Consider the following 12,420-nt stretch of genomic DNA (forward strand, 5'->3'; position numbering starts at 1 on the left):
GGGACGGCTTTGCAAAACACTGAAGATCTTCTTTACAAACTATTGGCAGGCCAGCTGAAATCTGTCGGATTTTTTACGGAAAACGAAACGCAGCCTGTTATGCAGGGGTTTTACGGCAGGTGGCTGGAAGAAAGCATCTCCATCTTGGTGCAAAACGGCTTTTTGAAACAGTCTGGCAGTACGTATGTGTTAACGGGTCCGATAGAGCGTGCGGACGTTCTGTGGCAAGAATGGGATGAAAAGAAAGCTCCTTTACTCAAGGACAGCAGCAAACGGGCGATGATCACCTTAGTGGAGACCGCTCTCAGAGCTTTGCCGGATATTTTATCCGGCAGAGTTTCTGCCACTGATGTTCTGTTTCCTGATTCCTCAATGGAATTGGTTGAAGGAATCTATAAAAACAATGAAACGGCAGACTACTTTAATGAGGTGCTCGCTGACACATTGACGGCTTTCATTGAAGAACGCCTGAAAGAAGACCCGAACGCGGAAATCCGGATATTAGAGATCGGAGCGGGGACGGGCGGGACGAGCGCGGCCGTTTTCAAAAGATTAAAAGAGGTCAAACATCATGTGAAAGAATATTGCTACACCGATCTGTCAAAGGCCTTTTTCATGCATGCTGAAAAAGAATACGGTCCCGACAATCCGTATTTGACTTATAAGCGGTTTAATGTGGAAGAGCCCCCGGCTTTGCAGGGTATAGAGGCGGGTGCATATGACGCGGTAATTGCGGCAAATGTGCTTCACGCGACAAAAAATATTCGGCGGACACTTCGCAATGCCAAAGCGGTGCTTAAAAAGAATGGGATTTTGCTATTAAATGAGATCAGCAGCCATTCGGTTTATTCTCATCTGACATTCGGTCTTTTGGAAGGCTGGTGGCTGTATGAAGACGCCAAACTGCGTATTCCCGGATGCCCTGGGCTGTATCCTGAAGCGTGGCAGTCTGCACTGGAAAGCGAGGGATATCGGTACGTTACATTTATGGCGGAATCGTCACATCACCTCGGCCAGCAGATCGTGGCGGCAGAAAGCGACGGCGTCATCAGGCAAAAGCAGCCGGACGCGCCGGCGGTTGAAGAAATTGCGGCTTCCAAAGAGCCGGCTGATTTCATAGAACCGTCTTTCTCAGTCACAGACCGGACGGTGCAATTCATAAAAGAAACGTTAGCCAAGTCCATAAAGCTTGCTCCCGAGCGCATTCAGCCGGAAACCAGCTTTGAAAAATACGGCATCGACTCCATTTTGCAGGTGAATTTTATCCGTGAACTGGAAACATTGACGGGCGAGCTGCCGAAAACGGTCTTATTTGAACACACGAATACGAAAGAACTTGCCGAGTATTTGCTGGAAACTTACCCGGATAAGCTGCAACAGGCATTCGGAGCCGATCAAGCGCCTCCTGAAACGGAGCATCCGGAACCTGCAATGAATGAACCGGTGCCGCTTGTCACGGAAACGCGGCGATTTATCACTGAACAAAAAGAGCCAAAAGCGCCAAAGCCGGAAACAGAAACCGTCACCGATAATCGCTCAGATCGTGACGACATTGCCATTATCGGCATCAGCGGCCGCTATCCCGAGTCTGAAACCCTCGATGAGCTGTGGGAGCATTTAAAAGCCGGAGACAGCTGTATTACGGAAGCTCCGGAAAACAGATGGAAGTCCGGTCTTCTGAAAACGATGGCAAAAGAAACACGAAAAGAAGAACGCAAAACACGGTACGGCGGATTTCTGCAGCATATTGACGCTTTTGACCATCACTTGTTTGACATCCGGGAAGACCATGTGATGGAGATGACACCTGAGCTCCGTCTAAGCCTTGAAACCGTATGGGAAACATTTGAAAACGGCGGCTACTCGTTAGAAAGAGTAAACGAATGGCAGGAATCAGACAGCGGAATCGGTGTATTTATGGGCAGTATGTACAATCAATATTTCTGGAATATCCCGTCATTGGAAAAAGCTGCGCTCAGCTCTAACGGAGGGGATTGGCATATCGCCAACCGCATTTCCCACTTTTTCAATTTAACGGGTCCGAGCATGGGCGTTACGACCGCATGCTCCAGCTCACTGAGCGCCATTCATCTCGCCTGTGAAAGCCTGAAGCTTAACAGCTGTTCCATGGCGATTGCCGGAGGGGTCAATCTCACGCTTGAACCGTCTAAATATGATGCGCTCGAACGGGCGAATTTGCTTGAACAGGGAAGTGAAAGCAAAAGCTTCGGAACCGGCACGGGTCTGATGCCGGGAGAAGGAGTCGGTGCGGTGCTCTTGAAGCCGCTCTCCAAAGCGGTTGCCGACAAAGACCATATTTACGGGGTCATTAAAAGCAGCGCGTTGTGTCATAGCGGCGGAAGGCAGATGTACACGGCTCCGGATCCGAAACAGCAGGCGAAGCTCATGGCGGCTTCCATTGACAAAGCCGGAATCAATCCGGAAACAATCAGTTATGTTGAATCAGCGGCAAACGGCTCTGTATTGGGAGATCCGATTGAGGTCATTGCCCTTACGAACGCGTTCTCGCAATATACCGATAAAAAACGATTTTGCGCGCTTGGATCCGTCAAGTCAAATCTCGGCCATTTAGAGGCGGCCTCCGGGATGTCCCAGCTCGCGAAAGTGCTGCTGCAAATGGAGCGGGAAACATTAGTTCCGACCATTAACGCAAAACCGCAAAATCCGAATATCGCGCTTGAACAAACGGCCTTTTACCTGCAGGAGAAAACCGAGTATTGGGAGCGTCTGAAGGATGCCGAGACGGGAGACATCGTACCGCGGAGAAGCATGATCAATTCCTTCGGGGCAGGCGGGGCATATGCAAATCTCATCGTAGAAGAATATATCAGCCCGAATTCCGATCAGGCCCGTCATGGCGATGAGGAATATATTTTCCCTGTGTCAGCGAAAACAAAATGGAGTTTTGAAGCCTATCTTGAGAGACTTGCGGCCTTTTTAGAAAAGACGCCATCTCTTCATCCGGCCGCCATCGCATCTGCGCTGCAAAAAAGAACGCATCATCCGGAGTATCGGGCGGCATTTACGGCTGCTTCCGTTCAGGAACTGCTGGAAAAACTGGCCGCTTACCGCATGGATCAGCGGAATCTCAATTTCTCCGATTCTGATATCGGCCGGCGTGCGCGGCAATGGGAAAAAGGAGAGAATATCACGTTTGATCAGTTGCAGCAAGAGCACGCCGTTCATCTGCCGGCCTACGCTTTTGACCACGGGACTTCTTTTCATTTCGGTGAATCAGAAAACGCTGCCGGCGTTCAGGCGGTGTACAGTGATGACGACCCATACGTGAAAGGGCATCAATTCAGCGGAGAACCGGTACTCGTCGGCGCTACATATAACAGTCTGGCAGTCGATCATTTTTGTGACCTTTTTCCTGAAGCGGAAGGAGGACATATTAAAAAACTGAATTACGTCAGCCCCATTATCGTAAAAAAAGGCGATCGCATCGAGCTGAAAACAGAATCGAAACAAAACGGGGATGGATTTGAGCTGAGCATAATGCACCGCAGCCGCACGTCTCCTGATTGGAGCATAGCGGCGTATGCCGAGTGCAGCCCGTATCCGTTTCAAAAGCAGCACGCAGATCTGGCGGCCATTCAGCGCTCTTACCGGGAAGTGGGCCGGATAGATGAGTTATACGGAGACGGAACGGGAACCGTCGTGTGGGGAGAAGAATTTAAAACGATCACCCGCCTGTACAAAGGCACTGATGCCGTTTTAGCGAAAGTGAACCTGAACAATAGCGATGCACAACAAGCGCATCATTATGCCATAAATCCATTAATCGCCAACAGTGCTTACTTGGCCTCGCTTTCTTTATTGGACCAAACAGAGGCGGAAAGCTATCTGCCGTTCGGCATTAATTCCGTCACCTTCAGCAGCCCGGAAAATCTTACCGATTGCTGGCTGCACATCAAGCTGGCTAAACAAACGGGGGAAATGATTCTGATTAACGCAGATGTCATCAGCAGCCGATCGGAAGTGGTGATGCGTTTTGAAGGCTATGCCCTGAAACGGTTCCGCCCGAAAACCGAACAGATGAATCAGCCGGCCCGAACGGCTGTTAAGAATGCGGGAGCACCGATTTCTGCCGGCAGTCTGACAGATGATATCCGCAGCTACATCCTTGGCAAGCTCGCCAAGATGATGGATGAACCCGCGTCATCTCTTCGTTCTAATGCGAATATCATGGAATTGGGACTTGATTCAGCGAGTCTGATCGGGCTGACAAAAGAGATCGGCCAAGAGGCGGACATCGATGTGAATCCAACATTGTTTTTCGAGTATCCGACGGCGGAGGAGCTGACCCGCCACTTCGTGTCAGCATATGAGAGCAAGTTTTCTCAATTGCTTGCCGATCATAGGCATTCAGAAGAGGCCGGGGTCACGGAAACAGAAGAGCGCACTTTACCGAAGAAACAGCATACGCCTTGTGAAAACGCCGATGTCAAGCAAGGAATCGCGATTATCGGTATGTCAGCTCAGTTTCCGCAATCCCCGGATATCCAGTCTTTTTGGGGGCACATCGTAAACGGGGATCACTGTATTACCGAAATTCCGGCGGACCGCTGGGACTGGCGCCGTTACGCCGGCGATGAGAATGACACGAGTCTCAGATGGGGCGGTTTTATTGACGGTGTCGGCGAATTTGACCCGCTCTTTTTCGGAATTTCTCCTAAAGAGGCATCACAAATGGGGCCGGAGCAGTTTCTGCTTTTGATGCATACATGGAAGGCAATGGAGGATGCGGGCCTGACAAATAAGGCATTATCAAGCAGACCGACAGGCGTTTTCGTTGCCGCGGGCAACAGCGATCCGAACAATGGAACAGCCATTCCGTCCATCATTCCGAACAGGATATCATATGCCTTGAATTTACATGGACCGAGTGAATATTACGAGGCTGCCTGCACGTCAACGCTGGTGGCATTGCACAGGGCGGTTCAATCAATCCGTCATAACGAATGTGAGCAGGCTGTCGTGGGCGCCGCCAATATTCTGCAATCGCCGAAAGGTTTTATCGGTTTTGACTCGATGGGATATTTAAGCAAAAACGGCCGGGCGAAATCGTTCCAAAAAGATGCCGATGGCTTTGTCAGAAGCGAAGGGGCGGGCGTTATTATCATCAAACCGCTTGAGGCGGCAATTGAAGACGGCGATCATATTCACATGGTCATTAAAGGAACAGGAGTGTCTCACGGCGGTAAAGGCATGTCGCTTCACGCACCGAATCCGGCGGGAATGAAGGCCGCGATGAAAAAAGCGTACGAAGACACCGATGTTGATCCGCAAACCGTCACTTATATTGAAGCGCACGGCATTGCCTCCGAAATGGCAGATGCGCTGGAGTTTAATGCAATCAAAGCGGGTTACGGCGAGTCTGCAAATCAAGAGGAAAGCGCGCCTTGTTATATCAGCACCGTGAAACCTTGCATCGGGCACGGCGAACTCGCTTCCGGACTGGCCGCCCTTATAAAAGTAGCGATGGCCATGAAGCATCATACCATCCCGGGTATTCCCGGATTTACAGCTGCAAATGAGCAAATGGTTATTCAGAAAAGCCGCTTCCGTTTCACCGAAGACAATCAGGAATGGTCACAGCTCACCGACCATACGGGCAGACCGATCCCGCGCCGGGCCGCAATTAACAGCTATGGCTTCGGCGGCATGAATGCGCATGTCGTCTTGGAACAGTACAGTCCGAGCCATAAAGACAAAGAATCTGCGCATGACCCGCAGCTTATCGTGCTTTCTGCTAAGAGCGAAGGGCGTCTTAAGGCGGCCGCAGGTCAGCTGGCTGATTTTGTGCAAACTGGAGATACTCCGTCACTGCGGGATATTGCTTATACGCTTCAGACCGGCCGTGAGGCGATGAACTGCCGCTTGGCACTCGTTGCCCGCAATCAAGATGAATTGCTGGAAAAACTGAAAGAGTACAGAGCATTTTCCGAAGAAAGCAATGGAATGAAAAGCTTCTTTACAGGCAGTCAGCAGACTGGATCAGGAGATATCGGCGTTTTACTGGAAGGGACTCTCGGTACAGTCGTCACGGAGACGCTGTTGGCTGAAAACAATCTGGAAAAGCTTGCATTTTGCTGGGTGAAAGGAGCGGATATACCGTGGGACAGACTCCACCAAGGCAAATCTGTTCAAAGAGTGCCGCTTCCGACATATCCTTTTGAACACCACAAGTATTGGAATGGCGGTCAGCCAGAAGACATCATCCTTGCGCCGGTTTCCCAGGACCCTCAGCTCCGCCGCGAGAGCGCAGCTGACATTGTGGCTGACATTTTGGGGATGAAGGCAGCGGAAATTGATCAAAATAAGCCGCTGACTGAATACGGCTTTGATTCAATCTCCTCTATTCAGCTGCTGAAAAAACTTGAGGACGGAGACAGCCGCATCAGTCTGGAAGCTCTTCAGAAATGCAGCACTCTTCAGGAGATCGGCATGCTGTTAAAAACGAACCAGCCGCATGAGGCGGGCCGGAATTTTCCCGAACTCGTCAAGCTGAATGAAAGAGAAAAAGGCCGTCCTGTTTTTTGGTTTCACGGCGGAACAGGAGGCGTTGAAGCATACCAGCCATTCGCCAAAAAGAGTCAGCGTCCTTTTTACGGCATCCAGGCAAGAGGTTTGACAGGGAAAGAGCCGCTGCAAGGAATCGAAGAGACGGCCGCTTCTTATATGAGAATCATCCAAGCGGTACAGCCGAAAGGCCCTTATGACCTCGGCGGATATTCCTTGGGCGGGATGCTTGCTTATGAAACCGCGCGCCTCTTGCAGGAGGAAGGTCATACAGTAAAAAGCGCCGTCATGATCGACACCCCGTACAGTGAAAAATGGAAAGAGAGAAAACCATCTGTTAAGTCAGTCATGCTGCAAACGATCAATACGATGCTTACGGCATATCTTAAGCCTGAAAACCTTGAAGAGGCATTAATCAGCAGAGAAGACATTACCGTCCAGGCTGAGGAAGAAGAAGTATTGAAAGAATTGATCGGCCTTGCCAAAAAGCGCGGTCTGCCAAAATCCGAAGAAGCGATCCGGATGCAGCTGGAGCAAATGATGAAGACGCAGCTCGCTTACGGAATGGAAGAGTATGACATGAAGCCGCTGCCTCATCCGGAAGCGCTGCAATGTTACTACTTCCGTAATAAAAGCGGTTTGTTTCTCGGAGATTTTGAACGTTATCTGACAGCAGAGGAAGAACAAATTCCGTTAGACCATGATGCGTATTGGAAAGAATGGGAACACCAGATGAAACACTTTCACCTGCTGGACGTCCACTCTTCCAATCATGTCACAATGCTGTCGGAACCAAAGCCGCAAAACGCCATTAAGGCATTCTGCGAAAAACTGTACGCAAACAAAGGAACGATAAGCGCAAATTTCCTTAAATCTTTCAAAAAAAAGCTGGACGAAACAAATGAGTTGGTAAAACGGTAATAGAGAACGGCCGGAGCAATCCGGCCGCTTTTTTTACAAATAGAACTAAATACACTATGTACTAAATATTCACTGTTATATTGATTTCCTGTTTATAAGACATTAAAAAAACCCCCGATAAACAGGGGGCGATATTAAAATCTGACAGGCAATGTTTCAAGCCCTCTCAAAAACACATTTTTTCTCCATGTTACATCCTCGGGCGCGCCTTTCAGCTCTATATTCGGGAACCGTTTTAAAAGAGAAGTAAAGGCAATGGATGCTTCCATCCGGGCGAGCGGAGCCCCGAGACAAAAATGAATGCCGAATCCAAAAGAGATATGACGGTTCGGTGTTCTCGCTATATTTAATGTATCAGGATCATCGAAATATTCCGGGTCCCGATTGGCTGAACCGATGCCGATAAATATCATATCGCCTTTTTTAATAGAAACATCTTTATAGGTGAAATCTTCAATCGCCCATCGATTCGCCATCATGATGACGGGAGAGGTGTAACGCAAAAGCTCTTCGACCGCCGTCTGGATATTTTCGGGCTGCCGCTTTATCTTCTCCATCTGGTCTTTGTGCAGAAGAAGCGCCAGGGTGCCGGAGCCGAGAAGGTTAACCGTTGTTTCAAGCCCGGCAACGACTAACAAAAACAGCATGGAATACAGCTCTGATTCACTCAGCTTTTGGCCGTCCTCTTCAGCGTAAATAAGCTTGCTTGTCAGATCTTCAGCGGGATGTTTTCTTTTTTCTTCGATCAGTGTTTTCATATATTGTTTAAATTCTTTGAGAGCCTGGTTGGTCGCATCTTGTCCGCTCTCTGACGTGTCGACCATCGCGTTTGTCCATACTTGAAATTTGGCGCGGTCCTCTTTCGGAATTCCGAGCAGCTCGGAAATGACGATAAACGGAAGCGGTGCCGCGAAATCTCTCATGATATCAGGGTCTGCTTTTGTTTCCATTTCATTCAGCAGCTCTTCTGTGATCTGCTCTATCCCGGTGCGAAGCTGCTCAATCATCCGGGGAGTGAACCCCTGATGCACCAAAGATCGAAGACGTGAATGATCCGGAGGGTCTTTTGCCAGCATATGCTCTGAGACAAAATCGATATCTTCGCTGACATTCAGCTTCGCGATCAGCTCCTTCGGCATAACCCGTTTTACATCTCTCGTAATTCTGCCGTCTTTTAAAAACGCCATACAATCATCATAACGCGTGATGAGCCATGCCGGAAAGGTGCCTCCGAAACGCTGCAGTTCGAATTTATGTATGGGGTCCTGCTCTCTGAATCTGCTTAAAACCGCAAAAGGGTCTTCGTGAAACTCGGGTGAGTGTGGGTGAAACATTGTTTTTTCCATCTGGATTTCCCCGCCTTCATGTTTTTGAAAAGACATAACCAACAGCCGGTGCCTGCCGACCGGACGGCATTCCTCCTTTTATCTGCCGAAGACACTGATCACAACGGCTCATAAGTATGTCTAAAATATATAAGGAAACAGAAGCCGGTTCAATAGACAAATCGTAAAGCCGCCATTTTCGTTGATTATCAACAAAACAGCAAACTTTTTTTGCCATTTCATCATGTGTGTTAAATCCGGCTAATATACATATTTACGCTTCATATCAACTTCTTAAGGAGGATGTGAATGAATGCGTTTATGAAATGGGCGGCAAGTCTGCTTTTGGTGATCTCTCTTCAGTTCGGCCTTACGGGCGCCGGCATCCATTCGGACAGTGCTGCTCATGCTGCATCCCGATACGATCAGGTGCTGTATTTCCCGCTGTCAAAATATCCGGAGACGGGAAATCATATAAAAGACGCCATTTCGGCAGGTCATTCTGAGATTTGTACAATTGATCGGGGCGGAGCGGAGAACAGAAGGAAAGAATCATTGAAAGGAATTCCGACAAAGCCCGGGTTTGACCGCGATGAATGGCCCATGGCAGTCTGCACAGAAGGCGGGGCGGGGGCTGATATCAGATATGTAACCCCATCGGATAACCGCGGGGCCGGTTCATGGGTTGGAAATCAAATGAGCGGCTATTCCGACGGCACGAGAGTATTATTTATCGTTCAGTAACTTCTCCGGTTCGCCGGAGTTTTTTTATGCTTTGAAAAAGCGGCACGCCGGCTGGACATATGAAATGGCAAAGAGTAAACTTATATGTTGGAATCAGCATGAGAAAGGATTGGATCACATTGACAGTGACTACATACCGAAATATTGCACTTTTACTTCTTTGTTTAACAGCGGGAATTGTGGATGTGATCGGTTATTTAAGCCTGGGACATATCTTTACCGCCAATATGACGGGGAATATCGTTCTGTTCGGCCTGGCGATCGGCAACTCATGGCACCTTGCTGTACTCAAATCGTTAACCTCGTTAATCGGATTTATTGCCGGCGTTATTGCCGCGGCCCTGCTTGTGGGCAATAAAAAGAAATCATTCTGGCCCCCTGCGGTAACTGCCGCTTTAGCTATTGAAGGAGCTGTTTTGCTGCTGTTTGCTTTGTTCTCCTGCTTTTTTGCAGACGCCATTTCTGTTTATGTGCTGATTATGCTGCTCAGCTTCGCAATGGGAATGCAGACGACAGCCGCGAGAAAACTTGGTGTAGCGGGGATTTCCACGACCGTATTAACGGGAACGCTCGCTAATTTTTTTGAAGATCTCACCGCAAGGTTTTACAAAGCGGACAAGCGGAAGCAGTTTACGAGAGATGCTGTATTGCGCGCGCTTGCCTTGGTTCTGTATTGCTTTGGAGCGGTCATAGGCGCTTTTGCCGAACCGGATTATAAGTTTGCCGTGATCTGGCTCCCGATTATCATTATTTTAGGCATTATGCTTTGCGCATTCACGATGTTCCACGGATATTCTGAAGAAAAAAACCAATAAAAAAACGCCCTGAATCAGCGGCGTTTTTTCTTTTTATTGCTCTTTCCGGGTCCCGATTGTATACACGGCCCGATCTGTATGTACCTTTAATCCGTCTTGCTCCTGTTGGATGGTAATGGCGCCGAGCAGAGGGATTTCATACGCATCTTGGGGAAGCGGGACATTTCCTTCCTCCGTATAGGTTGTGCCGTGCCCTTTTAAAACGAGTTCTTCATCCGCTACATAGTCATCGGGATGGTTTGTCCGGCGGACGAGAACGTCATCAAGGTGAAGCATGATCTGATCCATATCAGAAATCTCGTTTCGGCTGTCTGTCAGCTCTCCTTTTCTGATATCAAGCGTTTGTCCGATCTGTTTTTGCAGCCATTCAGACAATTCGGTGTTTGTAAGTGCCATTGTGATTCCTCCTTTTATCTACACCATACTTATTCCCTATTTTTTTAGAAATACACTGCCTTGCATTGATCTTTTTTTCTGACAGCCGGTTCTGAACTGTTCCGAGTTCCTTCATTATAAATGTTTCATCTATTCACCTGAAAAACGGAGTCATCTGCCGGTGCAGACGACCCCGTTCTCATGATAAAAAGGTTACTCTTTCGGCACAGCGTTTTCAGCGTTCACTGCGCCCGCTCCGTAAATGTTCGGATCTTCATTTGTCCATTGATCCGGACTTTGTCTGATCAATGTTTTCACTTCGTCAGGCGAAAGCTGCGGGTTTTGCTGAAGGATTAAGGCAGCGATGCCCGCACAGATCGGAGTGGCCATGGACGTGCCCGACAGACTGAAATACAAGGAGCCTACTCGGTTTGATTTCTGTAATTTGTCAAGATATGAACGCGGAGAACGTAGAGATACGATATCGACCCCGGGCGCAAGAATGTCAGGCTTCTCTTTTCCGTACACCGTCGGGCCGCGGCTTGAGAAAGAAGCGACCGTATCGTCCTCATTGCTGGCCGTATCATTGTCATCATAGGCGCCTACCGTGATGACTTTCTCGCTGACACCGGGGCTTGAAATCGTTTGAGCTTCCGGACCGGAGTTGCCCGCGGCGACGCAGACGACGATTCCTTCATTCCATGCCTCTTCAACGGCCTTGACGAGCGGGTCGTCCGTTTCTTTATCATATTTGAGCGCATCTCCGCCCAGCGACATGCTGATGATTCTGATCGGATTCTTTGTGTGTTCTTTATTATATTGTATGCACCATTCCACACCTTCAATGATATCAGCCAAGGTTCCTGATCCTGATTTGTTTAAAACCTTGACTCCGATCAGATCGGCTTCCGGCGCCGGCCCCTGATATTTACCCGAAGATGAAGCGCCGCTGCTTGCGATATCACCGGCGCAATGGGTGCCGTGTCCGTTGTCATCATACGGTTCTGTCTTTTGGTTGACAAAGTCCGCAAATCCGATAATCCTGCCTTCTAAATCGGGATGCTGATAGATTCCGGTATCAATAACGGCGACGGTTACGCCTTTTCCTGTTAATACGGTGCCGTTACGGGTCACTTCTTTTGCATGAGACGATTCAGCTGCTGTATCAAGGAGAGCTTTTACTTCACGGTTTAAATAGATTTTACGGATATCCCGGCATTGCGAAAGAAGCATGTGAAGGGCGGACGGCGTGACTTCGGCGCTGCAGCAATTGATTGTTTGAAACTGCTTTTTTATGGTGCAGCGTTTTTCTTTTGATAAGACCTGTCCTGTGCTGTGAAAACCGGATTCATGGCAGCCCTCTTCAAATTCAATGATGACTGACATTTTCTTTCTGTTTTTCACCTTTTTTTCGAAAAAATTGTGTAAAAAGCAAGGTGTCCATTTGAAAGGTTTATATAACTGTAATACGTTTTCTCTGAGCGGCCAGTCCAGCTTATGAGCATTTGACCGCACCATTTGTACCATTGAGTAACCAAACATATATACTTTTCCTCCCATTCTGGCGATTCTCTCTATACCATATGAACAGGCCGTAAGTTCGGTCAGTTTGTTTGTCCTTCAGGAGCGCTGGTTACTTGCGGCTTTTTCAGGAGAAGAAATCGAGTTGAAACGGAACGTTTGTTCGTTTTGTA

6 protein-coding genes are annotated in these 12,420 nt (G+C 48.6%); 3 read left to right on the top strand and 3 right to left on the bottom strand.

The window, feature by feature from the left end:
* Positions 1 to 9 precede the first annotated feature (9 nt).
* The gene (locus HAP68_RS08360) at positions 10 to 7,467 is read left to right on the top strand and encodes a beta-ketoacyl synthase N-terminal-like domain-containing protein (RefSeq protein ID WP_024085324.1); all 7,458 of its coding nucleotides are present in this window, start codon (positions 10 to 12) and stop codon (positions 7,465 to 7,467) included.
* Between the two features lie 134 nt (positions 7,468 to 7,601).
* On the opposite strand, the gene HAP68_RS08365 is transcribed toward HAP68_RS08360, so the two are convergent.
* A complete protein-coding gene (locus tag HAP68_RS08365; protein ID WP_024085325.1) occupies positions 7,602 to 8,813 on the bottom strand; it encodes a cytochrome P450 family protein in 1,212 nt (403 codons plus the stop codon).
* Between the two features lie 288 nt (positions 8,814 to 9,101).
* Between HAP68_RS08365 and HAP68_RS08370 the strand changes: the two genes are divergently transcribed.
* Positions 9,102 to 9,536 (top strand): NucA/NucB deoxyribonuclease domain-containing protein, encoded by a 435-nt coding sequence (locus HAP68_RS08370; RefSeq protein WP_003154085.1) that lies wholly within the window; start codon positions 9,102 to 9,104, stop codon positions 9,534 to 9,536.
* 59 nt (positions 9,537 to 9,595) lie between these two features.
* Entirely contained in the window at positions 9,596 to 10,351 is a 756-nt protein-coding gene (locus tag HAP68_RS08375; RefSeq protein WP_003154084.1) for a YoaK family protein, read from the top strand.
* A 33-nt stretch (positions 10,352 to 10,384) separates the two neighbouring features.
* Here the strand turns inward: HAP68_RS08375 and ymzB are convergent, their stop codons facing one another.
* Positions 10,385 to 10,747: a protein YmzB gene (gene ymzB, locus HAP68_RS08380; RefSeq protein WP_024085326.1), complete on the bottom strand. Its 363-nt coding sequence runs from the start codon at positions 10,745 to 10,747 to the stop codon at positions 10,385 to 10,387.
* A gap of 192 nt (positions 10,748 to 10,939) precedes the next feature.
* On the bottom strand, positions 10,940 to 12,268 hold the full coding sequence (locus HAP68_RS08385) for a S8 family peptidase (RefSeq protein WP_024085327.1): 1,329 nt from the start codon (positions 12,266 to 12,268) through the stop codon (positions 10,940 to 10,942).
* Positions 12,269 to 12,420 lie beyond the last annotated feature (152 nt).

The organism is Bacillus sp. Bvel1, from assembly GCF_014872755.1.
GTDB lineage: Bacteria > Bacillota > Bacilli > Bacillales > Bacillaceae > Bacillus > Bacillus velezensis.

Excerpts from the sequence above, each read along its gene's own strand:
- ymzB (WP_024085326.1), bottom strand. The coding sequence starts at position 10,747 with ATGGCACTTACAAACACCGAATTGTCTGAATGGCTGCAAAAACAGATC.
- HAP68_RS08375 (WP_003154084.1), top strand. The coding sequence starts at position 9,596 with ATGAAATGGCAAAGAGTAAACTTATATGTTGGAATCAGCATGAGAAAG.
- HAP68_RS08385 (WP_024085327.1), bottom strand. The coding sequence starts at position 12,268 with ATGTTTGGTTACTCAATGGTACAAATGGTGCGGTCAAATGCTCATAAG.
- HAP68_RS08365 (WP_024085325.1), bottom strand. The coding sequence starts at position 8,813 with ATGGAAAAAACAATGTTTCACCCACACTCACCCGAGTTTCACGAAGAC.
- HAP68_RS08370 (WP_003154085.1), top strand. The coding sequence starts at position 9,102 with ATGAATGCGTTTATGAAATGGGCGGCAAGTCTGCTTTTGGTGATCTCT.